22 protein-coding genes are annotated in these 18118 nt (G+C 43.7%); 5 read left to right on the plus strand and 17 right to left on the minus strand.

Translation table 11 applies throughout. The features are described from left to right. Positions 1-35: 35 nt before the first annotated feature. The 3 genes from BLS14_RS14090 to BLS14_RS14100 all read right to left on the minus strand — a co-directional run bounded on the left by BLS14_RS14090 (position 36) and on the right by BLS14_RS14100 (position 3232). Positions 36-917 carry a carbohydrate ABC transporter permease gene (locus tag BLS14_RS14090; protein ID WP_063565907.1) on the minus strand — a complete coding sequence of 294 codons (882 nt, stop codon included), beginning with the start codon at positions 915-917 and terminating at the stop codon, positions 36-38. A 29-nt stretch (positions 918-946) separates the two neighbouring features. After that, complete coding sequence (locus BLS14_RS14095) at positions 947-1864, minus strand: ABC transporter permease (RefSeq protein ID WP_063565906.1); 918 nt, start codon at positions 1862-1864, stop codon at positions 947-949. A gap of 474 nt (positions 1865-2338) precedes the next feature. Further along, positions 2339-3232, minus strand: coding sequence for a helix-turn-helix domain-containing protein (locus BLS14_RS14100; protein ID WP_063565905.1), 894 nt, complete (start codon positions 3230-3232; stop codon positions 2339-2341). Between the two features lie 119 nt (positions 3233-3351). Between BLS14_RS14100 and BLS14_RS14105 the strand changes: the two genes are divergently transcribed. After that, positions 3352-4578 (plus strand): MFS transporter, encoded by a 1227-nt coding sequence (locus tag BLS14_RS14105; protein ID WP_090809210.1) that lies wholly within the window; start codon positions 3352-3354, stop codon positions 4576-4578. A 113-nt stretch (positions 4579-4691) separates the two neighbouring features. After that, positions 4692-5024 carry a site-specific integrase gene (locus BLS14_RS14110; RefSeq protein ID WP_090952375.1) on the plus strand — a complete coding sequence of 111 codons (333 nt, stop codon included), beginning with the start codon at positions 4692-4694 and terminating at the stop codon, positions 5022-5024. A gap of 168 nt (positions 5025-5192) precedes the next feature. Here BLS14_RS14110 and BLS14_RS32580 read toward each other — a convergent pair whose 3' ends face one another. Continuing rightward, positions 5193-5363 carry a hypothetical protein gene (locus BLS14_RS32580; protein WP_176854518.1) on the minus strand — a complete coding sequence of 57 codons (171 nt, stop codon included), beginning with the start codon at positions 5361-5363 and terminating at the stop codon, positions 5193-5195. Between the two features lie 160 nt (positions 5364-5523). Here BLS14_RS32580 and BLS14_RS14115 point away from each other — a divergent pair, with 160 nt between their 5' ends. After that, positions 5524-5865 (plus strand): sigma-70 RNA polymerase sigma factor region 4 domain-containing protein, encoded by a 342-nt coding sequence (locus BLS14_RS14115; RefSeq protein WP_090952378.1) that lies wholly within the window; start codon positions 5524-5526, stop codon positions 5863-5865. Then, the gene (locus BLS14_RS14120; protein ID WP_090952381.1) at positions 5817-6056 is read left to right on the plus strand and encodes a hypothetical protein; all 240 of its coding nucleotides are present in this window, start codon (positions 5817-5819) and stop codon (positions 6054-6056) included. Before BLS14_RS14115 ends, BLS14_RS14120 begins: the two co-directional genes overlap by 49 nt. Before the next feature lie 296 nt (positions 6057-6352). Here BLS14_RS14120 and BLS14_RS32585 read toward each other — a convergent pair whose 3' ends face one another. The 7 genes from BLS14_RS32585 to BLS14_RS32590 form a co-directional block, all read right to left on the minus strand. After that, positions 6353-6547: a hypothetical protein gene (locus BLS14_RS32585; protein ID WP_176854521.1), complete on the minus strand. Its 195-nt coding sequence runs from the start codon at positions 6545-6547 to the stop codon at positions 6353-6355. Positions 6548-7086: 539 nt separating this feature from the next. Next, entirely contained in the window at positions 7087-7362 is a 276-nt protein-coding gene (locus BLS14_RS33560; RefSeq protein ID WP_090952387.1) for an MmgE/PrpD family protein, read from the minus strand. Between the two features lie 62 nt (positions 7363-7424). Next, the gene (locus BLS14_RS14135) at positions 7425-8063 is read right to left on the minus strand and encodes a copper amine oxidase N-terminal domain-containing protein (RefSeq protein ID WP_090952390.1); all 639 of its coding nucleotides are present in this window, start codon (positions 8061-8063) and stop codon (positions 7425-7427) included. Between the two features lie 148 nt (positions 8064-8211). Next, positions 8212-9231 carry a hypothetical protein gene (locus tag BLS14_RS14140; protein WP_090952392.1) on the minus strand — a complete coding sequence of 340 codons (1020 nt, stop codon included), beginning with the start codon at positions 9229-9231 and terminating at the stop codon, positions 8212-8214. A 1028-nt stretch (positions 9232-10259) separates the two neighbouring features. Next, a complete protein-coding gene (locus BLS14_RS14145; protein ID WP_176854523.1) occupies positions 10260-10982 on the minus strand; it encodes a phosphodiester glycosidase family protein in 723 nt (240 codons plus the stop codon). Positions 10983-11086: 104 nt separating this feature from the next. Next, positions 11087-11395 carry a hypothetical protein gene (locus BLS14_RS14150; protein ID WP_143021542.1) on the minus strand — a complete coding sequence of 103 codons (309 nt, stop codon included), beginning with the start codon at positions 11393-11395 and terminating at the stop codon, positions 11087-11089. A 318-nt stretch (positions 11396-11713) separates the two neighbouring features. Continuing rightward, on the minus strand, positions 11714-11890 hold the full coding sequence (locus BLS14_RS32590; RefSeq protein ID WP_176854525.1) for a hypothetical protein: 177 nt from the start codon (positions 11888-11890) through the stop codon (positions 11714-11716). Positions 11891-12124: 234 nt separating this feature from the next. On the opposite strand from BLS14_RS32590, the gene BLS14_RS14155 reads away from it, so the two are divergent. Then, positions 12125-12904, plus strand: a complete 780-nt coding sequence (locus tag BLS14_RS14155; protein WP_024629731.1) for an ABC transporter ATP-binding protein — start codon at positions 12125-12127, stop codon at positions 12902-12904. Positions 12905-13019: 115 nt separating this feature from the next. Here BLS14_RS14155 and BLS14_RS14160 read toward each other — a convergent pair whose 3' ends face one another. The 6 genes from BLS14_RS14160 to BLS14_RS14180 form a co-directional block, all read right to left on the minus strand. Next, a complete protein-coding gene (locus BLS14_RS14160) occupies positions 13020-13748 on the minus strand; it encodes a class I SAM-dependent DNA methyltransferase (protein ID WP_090952400.1) in 729 nt (242 codons plus the stop codon). Between the two features lie 157 nt (positions 13749-13905). Next, a complete protein-coding gene (locus BLS14_RS14165; protein WP_063565902.1) occupies positions 13906-15201 on the minus strand; it encodes a glycosyltransferase family 2 protein in 1296 nt (431 codons plus the stop codon). Next, a complete protein-coding gene (locus BLS14_RS32595) occupies positions 15194-15337 on the minus strand; it encodes a hypothetical protein (RefSeq protein WP_162842446.1) in 144 nt (47 codons plus the stop codon). The genes BLS14_RS14165 and BLS14_RS32595 overlap by 8 nt, the downstream gene beginning before the upstream one ends. A 26-nt stretch (positions 15338-15363) precedes the next feature. Beyond that, positions 15364-16239 (minus strand): diguanylate cyclase domain-containing protein, encoded by an 876-nt coding sequence (locus BLS14_RS14170; RefSeq protein WP_063565901.1) that lies wholly within the window; start codon positions 16237-16239, stop codon positions 15364-15366. A 115-nt stretch (positions 16240-16354) separates the two neighbouring features. After that, positions 16355-17455 carry a glycosyl hydrolase family 8 gene (locus BLS14_RS14175; RefSeq protein ID WP_371121633.1) on the minus strand — a complete coding sequence of 367 codons (1101 nt, stop codon included), beginning with the start codon at positions 17453-17455 and terminating at the stop codon, positions 16355-16357. Between the two features lie 53 nt (positions 17456-17508). After that, positions 17509-17949, minus strand: a complete 441-nt coding sequence (locus BLS14_RS14180; protein WP_240343003.1) for a MarR family winged helix-turn-helix transcriptional regulator — start codon at positions 17947-17949, stop codon at positions 17509-17511. Positions 17950-18118 lie beyond the last annotated feature (169 nt).

Consider the following 18118-nt stretch of genomic DNA (forward strand, 5'->3'; position numbering starts at 1 on the left):
GAACAACCTTGGGTGATGCATGGTGATCAATAAGGCTATCCTTTCACGGCTCCGAGGGTAATCCCTTTGACGAAGTACCGCTGGATAAAAGGGTAGATCGTAACGATTGGCAGAATGCTGACCACAATCGACACATACCGAACCTGAAGTGTGGACACCGCGAGCGCACCCGTGGTCATCGTGCCGCCCATTTTTTGCATGACCTCCGGTGATGCCATGATCAGCACCCTGCGTAGGAACATTTGCAAGGGCTGCATATCCTGTTTGCCCAGATATAGCAGGGCTGAGAAGAAGTTGTTCCAGTGGAATACGGCGTAATATAGCGTCAGCACAGCAAGCGTTGGCTTGATAATGGGTATCGCCAGACGATACAGCATCGTCAGTTCATTGGCCCCGTCTATGCTTGCACTCTCGAAGATTTCATTCGGAATACCCTCAAAGGCTGAGCGGCAGATCATGACGTTAAACGTAATGACCAGCACAGGAAGCACCATCACCCAGCGGGTGTTATATAGCCCCAGTGACGTAATCAGCATGTAGACCGGGATGAGTCCACCCGAGAAATACATGGTGAAGGCGATGAAAAAGTTCAGCTTTCTGCGCAGGAAAAATTGCTGCCTGGATAACGGAAATGCAGCGAGGCACGTAGCTACAATATTCAGCAATGTACCTATAACGGTGTACCACAGGGTGTTATAGAAGGACACCCACAACTCCCGGTATTGGAGCACCATCTTGTACCCGGACAAGGTGAATCCTACTGGCCACAACGCAACCTTTTGTTTGTCAATCGCATCAACTGAGCTGAATGAAATGCTGATCACGTACAGAAAAGGATACAGCGTAACGACGACTGCCAATATGGTCAGCAGGTAGACAAATCCGTAGAATAACCGGTCACTTCTCGATTTTTGCATACAGGTCTCCTTTGGGTCGGGATATGGTCTTACCAGAGTGACATCTTGGTCAGACGCCGGGTCATCGTATTAGCCGCGAACACAAGCACAAAGGTGATAATAGAGTTGAACAGGCCGACGGCTGTCGCAAATCCGTAGTTCTGTCCTTCAATCCCCATTCGGTATACGTAGGTGGACAACACGTCTGCGGTCTCATAGGTAGCACCGTTATAGAGCAGATATACTTTCTCAAATCCTACGCTCATGATACCGCCAAGCGACAGGAGCAGCAGGATGACAATCGTTGGCTTGATGCTGGGAAGTGTCAGGTGCCATAGCTCCTGGAATTTGTTGACGCCGTCAATTTTGCCGGAATCGTACATTTCGGGGTCAATGCCCATAATGGCTGCAATGTAGATAATGGAGCTGAAACCAAAGCTCTGCCAGATATCGGAGCTGGTGAATATCGTTCGGAACCATCCGGCGTCCATCATGAAGTTCACTTTCTCCATACCGAGCTTGGCAATCAGGGTGTTCACGATCCCGTCCGTGGGTGACAGGAAGTTAATAATCATGCCCGCGACCACGACGGTGGAGATGAAATGCGGAAGGTAGGTGACGGTCTGGGCGAACCGCTTGAACGTCTGATTCTTGATTTCTACAATACAGACGGCGAACAGAATGGGGATGGAGAAGCCGAACAGGAGCGGCAGGAAGGCGAGCAAAAACGTATTGCGCAGCAGCCTCCAGAAGTAGATGGAATTCACGAACTGATCAAACCACCTCAGGCCCACCCATTCCCCGCTGAACATTCCCTGCCCCGGCATGAAATTGCGGAAGGCCAGCAGCATGCCCGGCATGGGAACATACATGAAGATGACGTAATACAGAAAAATGGGTGAGAACATCAGCAGCAAATACTTATCCCGTTTGATCAGGCTGAACAGCGTGGACATGCGATTTTTCACCTTTTAGACTCCCCTTCACAATAAAATTACAACGTTTGAATTTTTGGACATAAACATGCCACTTCATGCATAAATCAAATCATCCCCTTAAATAAAAAAACCGTTAAACCCCTTTAATAATGGAATATTAATACAAATATGAATCGATTGATGAAGTAGATATAAACTTAAGCTTATAATTACAACGTTGTAATTTTCCCATAAATGTATACGCTTACATAAACTATTTTTCCCATCTTAGCAAAGTCCATCTGGTTTGGCAACAACAAAAATCAGTGTTTGCTTGCGAAGAGATCTAGATGCTTTTGTCGATCTGGGAGACAGGTTAGCGGGCAAAAAAAGCACGAAAAAAGGGCAATGAACGTGTTTCTTTCGTTCTGCCCGGTTCTTGTCCTGCCTACGCCAGCGTTCTGGTGCAGCGCAGGATTGTTACATTTTTTATACGTATACCCTTGGCTTCAACCTCTTCTGATTCTACATCTGGTTTCGATACTCCATCGGTGTTACACCTGTCACGCGCTGAAATGCCCTGTAGAACTGACTGACATTGGAGAACCCCAGCCCAAAGCTGATGGTAGTCACCGAATCTGTTGTATGGCGCAGTCGTCGGGTGGCTTCCTCCACACGCAAATTCAGCACGTACTGATACGGCGTTGAACCTGTCAGTGCCTTGAAGGAACGCATAAAATGATATCTGCTCTGGTGCGCAACCGCCGCCATGGATTCAATGTCCATTGGACTTGTATAGTCACTGTGTATATACTCCAGCACCCGCCGCAGATGGGGGTCGATGAACGCGCCGCCGTTGCTATTAGTTCGCTGAAGCAGATTCGAAAGCTGCCCGCAAACCAGGCTAGACCCCACGCTCCCCGCCACACCTATTCCTGCGGTTGCCAGCGTCAGGTTACTCCCATTCGGTTGACCAGTCAGCATTCGTCCAAGATATGTCTCTACTGCAAGCTCCGTTTCCTGTATCTGCAATGGTTCAGGCGCATCGTCCAGCAAAATGGCGTTCCAGCCTCGAAACAGTCTGCTAATTTCAGCAGGATCGAAGGTTTGTGTAGTCCGAAATTCGGTCTGCTCCCCTTGCCTTCCTGAATCCTCCAATCCGCCAGCTGGCGGCTTACGAAACTTGATAACGATAACCGCGGAATCCGAACCAATCTCAAAAAAGTGCTCCATCCGGGGATGTGCAATAATCCCTAGTCCTGCTTGTAGTGGATAAGCATGCTGTTCCTGCACCAGATGGCATTGCCCTCTTACAGGCAACGTAACCTGATACCAGTCATCATGCACATGAGGTTCATTGGTGAATCCGCCAGAAGCCTTCCACAATTCCAATCCATTCAGCATCATATTTAATTCCATCGTTTCCTCACCTGCTGACATTATAGCAAATCGTGCTCACTTTCCAAGCACTTTTCACAAAGACAATATCTGTCTGTATCTTTTATCATGGTAAAAAAAATAATTCGAGGTGATCTCCCGTGGCACAAGCCGCTGTAAGCAAAATGCAAATCAATCACTCCGCCAATTGGGCGCTTGCCGGAGTCAGCTTCGCCCATCTGCTGAATGATGCGATGCAGACCGTTGTTCCATCTGCTTTTCCGCTGTTCCAGCAGACCATGCAGCTCAGTTTCGCCCAGATGGGCTGGATTGCCTTCACATTGAATATTACCGCATCGGTTCTACAGCCGCTGGTCGGTTATATGTCTGATCGCAAGCCCATGCCGATCCTTCTGCCTGGCGGCATGTTGTTCTCCCTCATCGGTGTTCTCGGCTTTGCCTTGTCTTCCGAGCTATGGATGCTGCTTGTCTCCGCAGCATTGATCGGCATAGGCTCATCCATCCTGCATCCCGAATCCTCACGCGTTGCCCATCTGGCGGCAGGTCGAGGACGCGGAATGGCACAGTCCATCTTCCAGGTCGGTGGCAACACAGGTCAGGCTCTCGCCCCGTTGCTGGTTGCCTTTATCCTGCTCCCGCATGGACAGCTTAGTTTTCTGTGGCTAATGGCTTTTGCCCTAATCGGGATCTTTATCCAGTCTTCCGTTAGCCGTTGGTATAGAGACAAATTGGCGGAAAATCGCAGCCGTCAGCAACAGCCTGTACAGGCAAATGGCATTGTGCAGCCTGCTGCCCAACCTGTAAGTCGGGGATTTATCGCTTTTACAATGGGGATCCTCATCCTGCTGCTGTTTTCCAAATTCGTTTATATTGCCGGCATGACCGGATACTATGCCTTTTATTATGCCGATGCGTATAACCTGCCTCTTTCGCAGGCCCAGATCTGCCTGTTCGTTCTGCAATTTGCGGGTATGGTTGGAACCCTGCTCGGCGGCCCACTGGCTGACCGTTATGGACGTAAACCGATGATCTGGTTCTCCATCGCGGGTACTGCACCATTTTCACTGCTGCTGCCTTATGCGGGACCTGCTCTATCCATGGTATTATGCGGCATCATCGGCTTGATTCTGATGTCCGGCTTCAGTGTCATCATTGTCTACGCACAGGAGTTGCTGCCGCGTCATATTGGGACGGTATCGGGATTGTTCTTCGGCCTGTCGTTCGGCATGGCGGGACTCGGCTCGGTTGTGCTCGGTTCCCTGATTGATGTGACCAGCATTTCATTCGTCATCAAGCTATGTTCTTTTTTGCCGCTGCTCGGGGTGTGTGCTGTATTCCTGCGCCGGGATCGGCCAAGAAACGCCTAATATATTGATACAACAGTGGTTTTGAACGAATAAAGAGAATTCATGGTTCTGGTAAAAATCCCATTATCGTAGACACATTAAAGGAGATGTTAGAGTATGTTCCGGATAAGAAGATGATTGGTTTTAGAAATAGGGCCCTATTACTTATTGGTTTCAGTGGTGCATGTAGAAGAAGTGAATTGTTCTATTTTGATGTTAAGGAAATTCAAATCACTGCAGAAGGAATGAATATGCGGGTTAGAAGATCGAAGAAGGACCAGGAAGGGCAAGGCCAATATATCGGAATTCCATACAGTTCTCGTTTAGAAACTTGCCCGGTCCGTGCAGCTTACCGATTGTCAGAAATAATGGAACAACATCCCAATTCTTCACAAAAAGAATGGGCTAAACTAGTCGGTGTATCTCAAGGCAGGGTAAGCCAAATAATAAAAGGGATGAACAGCTAAAGGGCGTACCTGGTATTTCAGGACGTCTTTTTTTTATCTCAATTGATTATGGTATGTCATAAAGGGGGACACGACGATATGATGGTTTCATATCGTCGTGTATACAAAACCAACTACACCTAGGAAGAACATGGGTGTTAGCTAGAAAACTGTAAATAGTTTGAACTTTTAAGGTAACGTTTTCTTCTCTTTTATTAAATCGATTAATTCCTTTAAAGTTTGGTCCAATCGGTCAAACTTTTCTTTGATGTTGTCCATTAAGTACTTCAGCAACATGAATGTAATCACTACTGGGAAACCGAAATTAGGAACTAATTGTATAATGCTATCCATATCCATAGTTACCCTCCCTTCTCTTAGTAAAGGAAAAATAACTTGAGAACTTACAACTTTTAACTGGATGATTGTGGAACTATATAGTAAAATAAATAAGAACAAATGTTCTTATTTAGTTGTTAAATGATTGCGCAATTTACCTTTATATATAGAGGTGATTCTAATGGAAAAGAAAAAAACTACACAAGAAATGTATAGAGCTGAATTGAAAAAGTTAGCATGGAGATTGCAATATCGTTATAGAGTTACGTCTAACAAAGAGTATGGTATGGTGTTTGACATTAACTCTATTGATTCTTTTGAGAATCAATCGGTTTCAAATTTTTATGTACAAGAGATCTTTCAACTCATTCCTAACGATGTTGCAAAGAAAGTTGTCCATTCCATTTATATGGAAGGGAAATCTGAGAAGACCGTGGCAAATGAAATGAACATCTCACAACAGGCGGTGAATAAATGGAAAAAGAAGACTCTAAAAATGTTATCAGTGAAGCTGACTTCATAGCTCTTGTTCAGCTTGCCAGGACGGGAGATCAAGGAGCTTTCTTGAAGATCGTTGATTTTTTTGAAGAAGATATGCTGCAACTGGCCAAATACATCAAAATGCCTAAGGAGGATGTTATGCAGAGTTTAAGGCTAGGGTTATTAGAATTGATAATTGAACCAAAAGAAGTAATCGTTAAAAATGAGACATGAGGATCTAGAGCAGTGCATTAAACTTGAATTAGAACATTACATAGAAGAACACGCACAAAGGAGCTCCTTTCTAAAAAGGAGCTTTTATTGTTTCAATATAAAATTATAAATGTATCTTTTAATGAAATCTTGACCTTTTCTGTTTTGAACATTTTGAGAGAATCAGGATACCGTGGGATCAATATGTTCTTTTAGGAAGTCTTCAAATTCATCTTGCCTTGCTTGATGTGGATCATAATTGAGAATCATATAAGCTATAGCTCCCAAAAGAAAAGCTCTACCTAAGTGTAACGGTGTCACCTCATTAGTTTTTTGTCTTCACCTCTTAAAGGAAGAATAAAAATGTTGTTTCTGGGTTTTTCTATAGCTACATTTTTTAATGCAGAGTTGCCGTGTGTTGTTGCTGAAAGTCCACTATAAATAGTTTTATGTTCATTTTTAAGTTTCGTACGTATAGCTCTTAAATCAGATTCTTGAACTTCTGGCTCCAATAATCTCTGTCGAATAGCTAGATTACAAGCATCAATTTCTTGATTGATCCTACCTTGTAACTTAAAGCCCTGACTTCTGAAAGTTGGGGATCACTGCCCAGTCAAAAGGGGTTTCAATATCACCTAGAGGTACAGGCATCCATCTTTCGTATGGATGGCCGTCATGTGTTGTCAAGACAACACGAGCAGCACAAAAAATGTGTAGGATTCTCAGCCAGATATTGCTGAACTTTGAGGGCTACGGCTGAAGCAATTTGCGTGCTGGCCTGCGCGCCAATTGCTGTTTTGGGGTTCGGATTGGTTAAAACGTTAGACAAATGAAGACGTTCTCACATCAACCGATTTAATATTCGCAGGCGTTAGATGATAGCTTTCTCGAAAATCGAGCAAGGCATCCAGGGTTGCGTGAAGACCGCGCTGGCAAGCGTGACGTTTGAAATAAATGTGGGTCACTTTAAAATCCTGACCAAAGTCCTTGCAGCACTTGACTTATATCACAATGACCGCTGGTACCCTGAAACGCCTGGAAGAATCCGTACTTACCCTTCCAATGCGGCATCGGGACCGGTAAAACCGCAGGACGCCAGTCTCACAGCTTTCAAGCCGGTCAAGGCAGCCCAACCGCTGCACAAAATTTTACCGAAAGTTCCGTCGTTATGATATTCAATTAATCCCCCTGTGAATAGGGAAGCTATACCCATGGCATCTTTGGTTATGGCTGCATCTGCATCTGCATCCGTTAATTTGCATACTAACGCCGCAGCTGCGATTGTGCCACATACCCCGGTGGCAACCTTAGGTTGCCACCGGGGTATTGTCTATTTTAATTATTGATAAAAGATAAAACAAAAAGCCGGGAATTCCCGGCTTTCTTCGATTATTCCCCAAAACTCGTTCCGGGGAACAGAGTATAACGATCAAAATATTGTGTTGATTTAGGTACGACCATAACTGATTTAATTTTATCAGTTCCCTCAAAGGTAAATTTCCATTTCTCCACTTTAACATTGTAATCATCTTCTGCAGTGACTCGTTGTACAATACGTACAGTGATGCTCGTATCGCTACGGTCTACAGGCTGCATCTCAACAATGCTTGCCATATTATAGGTACCAGAAGGAAAGCTCTCATTATAGATATCTGTTTTAAATCCAGGCGCATTTAAAGCAAGCACATCTTCTTTCCGTCGATCATCATATGCCATGATCCAATTAAAAGCCAAATCACGTTGATTTACATATGTAACGCTACCAGTCTCAGCTTTAAATTGCGGGTCTGAGTTCACATGTACTGTTTTGTTTTTATTATCCCACTGAATGTCTACACCAAGTCCCTCCGAAATGGTACGAAGTGGAACATACACTGAACCATCAATAAGTTTCGGAGCTGTACTGCTGCTTTTAATGTCGTTTCCATGAATAAAGACTTTAGGAACTACAGTTGCTGCATACGCTCCTGCGCTAAATACTGAAGTGAGCAATACTCCTGCGATTCCTATTTTAACAATACGTTTCATATAATCTTCGCCTCCAAATAAAAGATATAATCTAAACGCTGGGAGTTATCAAAAAGTTTCAATTCATCTAAATAATAGGGGAAATTGGGATGAAAAGCAAAAAAACGATCCCTAAAATCAGGAATCGTTTGTATTTTTGGTCAACTACTTATGCTTTTTTTGCAAAGAATGCTATCGGTGTCGAGCTTCCCCCACCTGCAGTCACTTGAACAGGAACCGTAACAGATTGTCCATTTGATAGAGAGAAGGCTCCAATTTTGACTACTTCAGTAGATTTAGTTTTGGAAACGCCGTTCACAGCATTACTGCCTACTTTTACAGCGCCTGCAAACAGCCCGCCGCGTGGGTTTAGATATAGATTTACAGTCTGTGTAGTGCCTGAATTATTTTTAATCGTCAGGTTTATTTTGTAGATACCGCCGTAAGCTGCACTATTCGGCAGAGTACCTGGGAACACAGACGGTTGGTCAAGTACTGAAACGCTGTTAGATGTACCGCTGCTATCTAGAGTAAGTGTTGCATCACTACCTTGGACATCAGCATAGTTCCATGTTCCTCGTGGGTGTGTTTTTACGGAGCTTACAACAGGTCCTTGGTGCGTATTAAGAACAGCAGAGGTGCTATTCGCTGCAACTGTACGAATTCTAGCTGACATGGCCGATGCGCTTGAAAGGGTGAACTCCATTACAAGACCCCGAACTTCCCCAGCTGCAAGTGTGAACTCCTTAACGGTCCGTACCGAGCTACCTGGAACGCTTACTGTTGTACTATCTGCTGTTAGCGTTTGTCCCAGGAGCGCTTTGGAGAGACAGAGACCAGCGTTAGTTAGAATATCTCCGTTGTTAGAAGTAACTGTCGTTTCGTATTTAATTGAACCTACTGTAATGGGGTTAGTTCCGCCATTCCCAACGGTCAATCCGTATTTGACAGTTTGTGTAGTGTCATTATGATGCCACATAAATACCCGGTAACGAACAGAGGCAGAACTAGGTACTGAATCTTCCCACAGAGTAATGATCGGTGTTGTAAAAGTGCTAGGAGCCAAAGGTTCTGGGTTATCGCAAACGTACAGACGTTGCCCTGAGATTGTAGAAAAGCCACTGGAAAGAACAGGTAATGGGATAGGCGACATGGCGATAGGTGTTAAGTTAGTTTGAGAGCAAGACATGATTAATTTCCTCCTTAGGGAACGATCAATAGTGTAATGGTTTGTGTTGCACCCTTTTCAATGGGCTGATCTTGAGTAAAAGAAGAAAGGGGGGAAACAATCGACAAGTGCTTTTCCCTAACATTTGACGGCTGCCGTTTTCTCTCTCACTTATAAGGAGAAATAGAACACCTTTATACAACCTTAAAAGAATTTTTTTTAAAACTACAATGATTTATACGCTTAACAGATAATCAAATGAGAGGCGCTGTAATAGCATAGATAGGTCGGTTTGAAATATACTATAAAGAAAAAAACGAATGAGAAAACAAAAAAAATGACACATAAATTGACTCAAACATTAGCTCATTAAGGGATAACGACACAAAGTTCATACCACAAAAAGATCAATTGCAATATAAGTTCTCAAGATACTAAATAACCAGAATACATTTCTCTCTTAAAAGGAATTACTTGGTGTCACTATATAAGGTAAGTGCGAACTTTGTGTCGCTGCGGGGTAAATGAAATGAATGAGGAAATTTAAATCAAATGATTCAATTGAGCTGGGGTGCTATAACAGTTAGTGAGGGAGAGAAGGAGCTAACGTCTAGTTGTTAACCAGGCTGGTTGCTGTTTAACATCTCCTAGGTCAACTTATATAAAACGAAATATGTGAAGGTTATTTTGAATTGAATTATTCGGAATAGTCTAGTTCCTGGCTGGCAAGAAAGCGGTCAACGCAGGTTCAAGAAGATGTTAAGCCACTTATGCGCATCCGTCGCCCATGAATGCGCCAGTTCGATTCCTGCCAGTTTGCTTCGATGCTGTCCACTTGCTCGCGCCATTTCAATTCGTACTGATTTCCCCTTATTCGCTGAATCACATTTGTTTTATCGACCGGACCAAATAAATGTGCGAAGTCTATCTTCCCCATGCTCAATTTGGGATACGGTATTTATGTACACACTTAAATCGCTTCTTGTCCCTCGACAGAAAATAAGCTGCCAAGATGGCAGCTTATTTTCTGTCGAGGGTATTGTAACTAATTAGGTTGTTTTCACCCGAATCATGTTATAGACATAACGGTTACTATCAACTGGATTACTTTTTGGATTACCAATTTGCATTTGGGTTGATCCCGATCCGTCCAACATAATCGAGTTTACAGCATTCAAACCGAGATCATCCATGATATCCCGCATGAACGGTACGCTCCCCTGACCTGCGATTAGGTATGCATCGTTGTTTTTCCAAGCCAAGATAGTTCTTGGAATTGACAGATAATATCCAAGTTCTCCTTTGATTGAGGACCCTCCCCAACTCTCGAGATTGTAATCATTACCTCCAATCACCATCTCTACTACTGATTTCGGATAGTATTGATAAACCTCATTTACGTTTTTAACATACAGATGTGTGGCTTTAAGTGAGCCATTCATATCTCGATAAAACACAGCTGTCTTTCTGGAGATTTCGTTACCATTTACCCCTGTGTTAGACAAATAGTTCTTTTTAAGAGTTCTACCTTCATAGGTAACAGTCTGGTTTTCTTCACCACTGACGTAAATAATCGAGGAGCCTCCCGTTGGTGGAACGCTATAGCCTTGGGTTGCTTCGAAAAATCCGCCATTAATGCCCACATATGTGGTCTTATTCAATGGCCGAAGAACCGTTTCCGATTTAATGTTGCTTAACGGAGTTTTAATGATGTGTTGTGTCACAATCGCAGCAGGAATGTGTTTCCAAGAATAGTATTCATAGTTTGCCATTTTGTTTCTCTCCCTCATTTTTTAATTTTTACCCTTGCATATATAGGGTGAAAATTAAGAGAGAATTACAACCATATTATTTTAAAAAGTTTGGGTATCTATCATCATTCTTTTGCCATACTTGTTCTTGACCAGGTGAAGTCGATCAAAGCAAAGATTAGGGCAATCACTATATAAAAATAATCATAATTTTCAATAGGAGTAGGTATAATCATACAAATCACGCCAGTAACCAAGTAAACCAGAGCTCGAATCAATATGTTCACGTCATAATACTTGAGAATTAAAAATGGTACTGCAAAAGCTAAAATAAGAATTGGATACAACATAAACAAAGAACCTATTAAAAATATAGTCATGGATTCTCCTAATGATAAAGCTAACGGAAGCTCAGCTCCTTGCTTATCATCCATGTAGAATACAATCACCATTGCAATAATTGAAAGGAATAATAAGCTTACGAATGAGATCAGTAGACGCTGTAAAGTTTTTTTAGTAATAATATATTTCACCTCTCCCATAAAATGTAATACAATTGTAATTATATCATTTTCCAAACGAAAAAAACTATCTAATCTCTGATGCTCGCTTTAAATTTCCTATTTTGCAAAGATATTGATTTTGAGGAATATTTAATCCGATGAATTAAAATTATGCACTGAGAAAACATTTTCTCAGGAAGATAATTCCAAAATTCCAGCAAAGATTCTGAATAGATATTAAGTTCATCGTCAAGACCAATCTTTCAGATCGGATGAAAGCAGCGTGACATGAGTCTCTCCCCTTATTGCTCGGCGACGATCCGTGGTACGCCAATCGGGCTCATACTTCCGGAGACAGACAAATAGGACGGCGATAGCCGTGTCATACAGACCCGCAAGCGAGAAAATAGAGTTATCTCTCATCAAGATTGCATATGCTGCTTTCCGGATACATCCTTCTTCCACTCATAAAAACTGTAAGATTAATATGTCTAATGAATAGAAAAACTTCCTTCAACATTACATCTCAGTAGAATGTGTAACATTTTATTGAAGCAAGCCAATAGTATAAGTGTGTAGGAGATGGTATTTAGAGGGGAAATGACTACAATAAGGTCAGGATAATGGAGACAGAGGCTAAACAGAAGGAAGGAATAACCCATGATCATTGATGTACAGCATGTTACTTGGAAAAGGGGACCAATCACCCTGCTGAACGATGTCAGCTGGCGTGTAAACGAAGGCGAACATTGGGCATTGCTTGGCCTGAATGGTTCCGGTAAAACCACACTCCTGAACATGATCACCGGATATCTCTGGCCCACAGAAGGTACAATATCTGTGCTCGGACACCGTTACGGGGATGTGGATTTGCGTGAGCTGCGGAAGTCGATTGGCTGGGTCAGCTCCTCCCTTCAGGAGAAATTGTATGGCACCGACCGCACCCAGTATGTCGTGATTAGTGGCAAACACGCCACCATCGGACTGTACGATAAACTGTCCGACGAGGATCTGGATCAAGCACGAGAATTGATGCATACGCTCGGCTGTCAGCATCTGTGGGATCGCGAATACCGTACCTGCTCCCAGGGGGAGAAGCAGAAGCTGCTCATTGCCCGAGCCCTGATGGCTAACCCGCGTGTTCTCATTCTGGACGAACCTTGCAATGGGCTCGATCTGTTCTCTAGAGAACGGCTACTTGAAAGTATCAGTGAGCTGACGCAGAAGCCGGATACCCCTTCGCTCATCTACGTGACTCATCATACGGAGGAAATATTGCCTGTGTTCAGTCACAGCCTGCTGCTCCGGCGGGGTGAGATCGTGAATAGCGGATTAACCAGCGAGTTGATGAACAAAGACGTACTGAGTAACTTTTTTGAATCACCTGTGGATGTGGACCGACATGGAGAACGTGTATATGTCAGAGCATCGGATAAATAATTTTTTATATCTATTCACAGTCAGAATAGTCGAAGCAGCCCAAAATCTTATCCACATGTGGACAGGTTTTTGGGCTGTTTGGCTATATAATGAATTATCCACAATTTTCTGTGTATTATTTCCGGGCAGAGAGGAATAAAAACAACGTAATCCGCTGTCTGCGCAGGTACGTCTCCTCGTTCACAAAATGCTGACGCTGAGGCGCCGATTCCCGCAGATGCTGTACTTGAAATCCTGCCTGTTGTAATGCCATATAGTAGGATTCAATGGAGCGATGCATTTTTTTCACCGTACCTCCAAGCCATTGCTGCTCCCGAAACCCCTCCACAAAATACTGATCGACAACCCAGTTGGTTCGGACCCCCGAAGGCTGCAACGTGGACGTGATCACAGGATGTTCTACCGAAAATACGAATGTGCCATTCTCTTTTAACGTATGGTATACCTTGCGAAATAGGCTGTCCACATCCTCAATATAATGAATCGCCAGTCTGGATATGACCAGATCATATGTATCTGCGGGATAGCTCCAATCTTCCATATACGCTTGCTCAATCTGTGCGTTCTGACCCTTTATCGATTCATTAGCTACCTGAATCATATTCACTGAACCTTCAATTCCTGTGTAACTGCCACCACGGTGGGCGGGACCCAACAGTTCTGCTCCGAACCTTGCATCCCCACAGCCGAGATCCAATATGCTCAAGCCCCCAACGTCTCCGACTAACTCCAGCATTACAGGCTTCTCCAACGTATCATTGGCATTCTCCTGCCACTGCCGGCGTTCCATATACTTCTCGAAATTGGCCCCATCTTCGTAAAAATCCGATCCCCGTTCGCTCATTGCGCAACCCCTCCGTTACTGTAATGAAGTTCAGCTCTCATATTCAGCCTGGAAGATTATACAGAATATCGGCATAGGTTTCTACAGCAAAAAGGCTGTCGCCCGAAATACTCCAGCAGACAGCCCTTACGTATTAGAAGATGATGATTATAATGGCTCAGCCAAAACGCTGCGTTTTGTACCATTTGCTCTCACGTTTCTTGATCTTGTCCATTACCAAAGAGTAGAAAGCTTTGATCGAGATAAGAATAAACAGCTGCGCATACGTAAAATAGGATACACAGGCGTATATGAAATTACGAGTATTGCTCTGTCCAATGTCTGCCGCGAGTGCAAGATTGATCTGCAATACATATATAAAGTACATAAACGCCCATCCAATGACGAGAAATACATACGCATCTCCGGCAAATTGGAACGGTGAAATCACTTCCGGTTTGAACATCGCAATGATCTGGTAGACTAGATTAACGAGAAAGATGATATCCGATACAATGATGGCGAGCATAAACCAAAAGTAACTGACCGCATAATAGATAACCAACAACTTGTTACGCCAGCTGGACCGGTTGAACAGGTTATGGATATTATCCAAAACAACCTGGTAATTCCCTTTTGCCCATCGTTCACGCTGCTTCATATACACGCCGACCTTTTCCGGCTCTTGTTGATAGGCTTCTGCCTGGGGCGCAAGGGCAATGAATTGCCCTCGATTCAAAATCTCAAAGGATAATGCCGTATCTTCCGTGATCGCTGTAACATCCCAGCCGCCAATCTCACGAATTAGCTCCGTTTTAATAATATAATTGGTCCCCGGAATGGAACCCAGCTGGAATAATTCCCACAGCCCTGTGTGGTAAACCCGCTGTGATGTGATGATCTCCAGATTAATGCATTTGGAAAGGAAGTTCTGTCCCCGGTTCCGAGCTTTATTTCTGCCAAACACGACACCGTATTGTTCCGGGTTTTCCAAAGACTTCTGTGTTAGAAACATCAGGGAATTCCGCTCAGGGGCAGCATCTGCATCAAAGATGCAAATCCACTCACCCGTAGATATCTCCAGACCGTCATTCAATGCACCAGACTTGCCTCCCGTACCCTTACGCTCCATAACAGTCACATTCCGATGTACATAACTGGTTTGGCTCAGAAATGTCCGCAGCTTCTCCGCTGTATCGTCCGTGCAGTTATCCGCAATAACGATGATCTGAACCTTATCTTCAGGATAATTCAGACGCAGGATATGCTCCACGGTAGCTACAATAACCAATCCTTCATTATGTGCAGGTACCATGACGGTTACGGTTGGATAATGATCCATGTTCTTAGGAATCTGAATCCCCTTTTTGTCCTGTTTTTGAATAAAACGAACGGCTCCAGCCATAATGACTATGGATTCAAATACGGCAATCCATATACTAAATATCGATAATAGCAATATAAAATCAGCCACTTACCTTCCTCCGATCGTACTTGCGATTCACCTTGGATCGAAAGCGAAGAGTGGCAATCGTTAATACAATTGTAAAAACCGCGAACATACAGCTGACGGCGATGCAGATCGGGATGAACCATGACATATAGTCCACAGAGCATCTCTCCTTTCCCGCTAGTTTTAGATATACTCTCCAATGAGATCTGTCTCTGTGTTCCGTTCCAGCGCGGCAATAACAGCATCAATATCCTCATACTTGCCGAACTGTTCCTTCTGGAATACCAGTGCACCGGATCGAATAACCGTCTGTAGTTCATTGCCTTTTTTATCAATCATCTGCAGGTCCATCATCGCTTTTTTGATCCGTTCTGTAAGTACTGGCAAGTGCCCCACATCGGTCATCGGGCAAATGATCACAAACCGTCCCCGATCCACATAAAACTTGTAATCCTCATACCGGATTTGCTTTTGGATCGTATTGGACAGCTCAAGCAGAAACTGTGCATATCGTACGGAACCAAGTGACTCCAGTACCAATGGCAAAAATTCAATCTTGAACATGGCCATGCTGAATCCATATTGCTCCGAATAACGTCTGGCAAGATTGCTTTGCTTAATGACCGTATCGGCAAGAGCTTCCTTGTTGCCCAAGGATGTATCTGGATCAATCTGCGGATTACGTTCCTGTAGCTCCTGCAGACGTTCCATGACACGGGCACTGCGCACAAGACTTGCCTTAACAAAAGCAGCCACAGCCACATTGGCCGGGATTAATAGCCACCATGAGAACGTAAGCACATTCACATCTGCATAGGTAACAAGCCAGACAAAGTAAGAGACCAGATATACAAATCCGGCGACGACAGACACTCCGACAGGTATCACAAAACCAAGAACCAGCGCACCAAGCGAGGCGATACTGAATACCACATCCAGTATGGTATAACTCTGATTCATATAAATTTTAAGATAGACAACGAGTTGCTGGATCACGGCTAATCCGATCAAACTGGCATATCCCCATGCAATACGACGAATGGGTGCTTTATTCCTCATAGTTACCTTCTCTCCAGTAGAATTTTGATAGTGATAATTATAATACAACAAATTATGACATGATTAGACAAATATTATGCTAACATAATATTAAAAATATAAAATGACAGAATTATTACTTTTCAAGGAACTTTTGTAATTCAGTCTCGCCAAGTAAAGGGAATAGGTTATCAAACATATGTGTATTGCCATCAAATACGTACCCTCCCGGATAAGCGTTATCCAGACTGCGCAAGGCGATCATATGGTTATACAGCTGTTTGGCCCATTTTGGATCACCTGATTGAACAGCGAGCAGCATGGCGAGTCCATAAACGGATGGAGATTCATAGGATACGGCGGGTGTACGACCCGTACGTTTATATTGACCCGGCAACTGATGACGGGTATTGAATTCAGTTTTCAAAAAGGCAATTAACTTGCCCGGCGTCCGGTTGGTTGCCGTTAAATGGTTGGCGACAATTAGCTGATCGATTAGGTTGACCGTATCATCATATGTATATTCTTTCGTTACAACATTAAAGGTTTTAGGGTAAAATACGCCGTCATCCGGCATGCTTTTCAGCAGAGATTCGTATTTGTTATAGGTTCCTGGTTCCAGCATTTCATGCTCTTCCATCGCTTGCAGCGCCTGCAGATCAATATAAACCAGACTTAATATATCCGGTGAATGTCCATTGGCGAAATCGTGAAAATCAACATAATACCCCTTGGTCTGAACGGATTGCGTCAGTGTACGGACAATATGATTGGCTGTTCCCAGCTTCTCCTCCCGGCCCTGCTCCCATTGATCTGCCGCCTTCAATAATGCCCCGACGATTCGAAAATCATCGCCAAGCGCATTGGTGGTCACATGAGATTTCCCTTCCGCATCCAGCTTCCAGGCAATATAGTTTTGAGGCATCAAGAAATAGGTCTTTAAGAGATCATAACTCTGCTCAAATAACACCTGATCGTTCTTGGTTACGGCGTATTGCATCCACAGTCCGATGGATTCAGACAAAGCCTCCCGACCTGTCACAATATTTGGATCTTCTGACAAAACATCCTGAAGATAGGTGGCCAGTGTGCCATTCGAATTGGTCATATGATTCTGTACAAAAGAGACTGTCGGGGATGGATCGTTCATTACAAACCGCTCCTTCATAAAAATAATCCATGCTGCCGCGATACCAACTGCCAGTATGACCAACCACACCAGTCTTTTCCGGTTCATGACCTGCATATTTCCCTCCTGTGTTGTTACAGTTCTGGAATATCACTATTTGCTCATTCAGATTGATCCATATAAGGTCGGCGGCCGCCCTTTTTGACGAATTTCCAATCCACCTCAATATTGTGGCGCATCCGGCGCAGCAGCTTAACCGCAATCTCAATCTCTTCCTCCGTTAAGCCCTCCAGCGTTACCTGGTCCGAATGAACACCCTCCCTGCGGATGAACTCCCAGGCTTCAAGACCAGCATCAGTCGGATATAACAACTTATTCTTTTTATTACCCATTGCCGACTGTTTGACGACAAACCCGTCCGCTTCCAGTTTGCTGATGGCTCTGGCCGCAGTGGTCCGATCCACTTTGATTAATTCAGCGAGCTGGTTGGGGATAATACCAGGATTCTCACATATGCGATAAAGATACAAATACTGTCCACGAGACAAGTTCAGATGTTGGAATTCAACGTTGCTGATTGAATCCAAACAGCGGGCAATCATGCCGATTTCACGCAACACTTCTTTTTTTTCAGTCAATGGATTCACCCCTCTATAAAATTGTTGCATTCGCAACATAATTGATGATATAACTGAATTGAATCAGTTTAAATTTTAACCATGATAACACATCGAACAGGTATATATTCAAGCTATCTACCAGTTTACCATG

Origin of the sequence: Paenibacillus sp. OK060 (assembly GCF_900101205.1) — a bacterium.
In the GTDB taxonomy this organism is placed as follows: domain Bacteria; phylum Bacillota; class Bacilli; order Paenibacillales; family Paenibacillaceae; genus Paenibacillus; species Paenibacillus marchantiae.

Coding starts and splice junctions, on each gene's coding strand:
- BLS14_RS14090 (WP_063565907.1), bottom strand. CDS start 917: ATGCAAAAATCGAGAAGTGACCGGTTATTCTACGGATTTGTCTACCTG.
- BLS14_RS14100 (WP_063565905.1), bottom strand. CDS start 3,232: ATGGAATTAAATATGATGCTGAATGGATTGGAATTGTGGAAGGCTTCT.
- BLS14_RS14110 (WP_090952375.1), top strand. CDS start 4,692: ATGATTGGTTTTAGAAATAGGGCCCTATTACTTATTGGTTTCAGTGGT.
- BLS14_RS32580 (WP_176854518.1), bottom strand. CDS start 5,363: ATGGATATGGATAGCATTATACAATTAGTTCCTAATTTCGGTTTCCCA.
- BLS14_RS14115 (WP_090952378.1), top strand. CDS start 5,524: ATGGAAAAGAAAAAAACTACACAAGAAATGTATAGAGCTGAATTGAAA.
- BLS14_RS14120 (WP_090952381.1), top strand. CDS start 5,817: ATGGAAAAAGAAGACTCTAAAAATGTTATCAGTGAAGCTGACTTCATA.
- BLS14_RS14135 (WP_090952390.1), bottom strand. CDS start 8,063: ATGAAACGTATTGTTAAAATAGGAATCGCAGGAGTATTGCTCACTTCA.
- BLS14_RS14140 (WP_090952392.1), bottom strand. CDS start 9,231: ATGTCTTGCTCTCAAACTAACTTAACACCTATCGCCATGTCGCCTATC.
- BLS14_RS14145 (WP_176854523.1), bottom strand. CDS start 10,982: ATGGCAAACTATGAATACTATTCTTGGAAACACATTCCTGCTGCGATT.
- BLS14_RS14150 (WP_143021542.1), bottom strand. CDS start 11,395: ATGGATGATAAGCAAGGAGCTGAGCTTCCGTTAGCTTTATCATTAGGA.
- BLS14_RS14155 (WP_024629731.1), top strand. CDS start 12,125: ATGATCATTGATGTACAGCATGTTACTTGGAAAAGGGGACCAATCACC.
- BLS14_RS14160 (WP_090952400.1), bottom strand. CDS start 13,748: ATGAGCGAACGGGGATCGGATTTTTACGAAGATGGGGCCAATTTCGAG.
- BLS14_RS14170 (WP_063565901.1), bottom strand. CDS start 16,239: ATGAGGAATAAAGCACCCATTCGTCGTATTGCATGGGGATATGCCAGT.
- BLS14_RS14175 (WP_371121633.1), bottom strand. CDS start 17,455: ATGAACCGGAAAAGACTGGTGTGGTTGGTCATACTGGCAGTTGGTATC.
- BLS14_RS14180 (WP_240343003.1), bottom strand. CDS start 17,949: ATGATTGCCCGCTGTTTGGATTCAATCAGCAACGTTGAATTCCAACAT.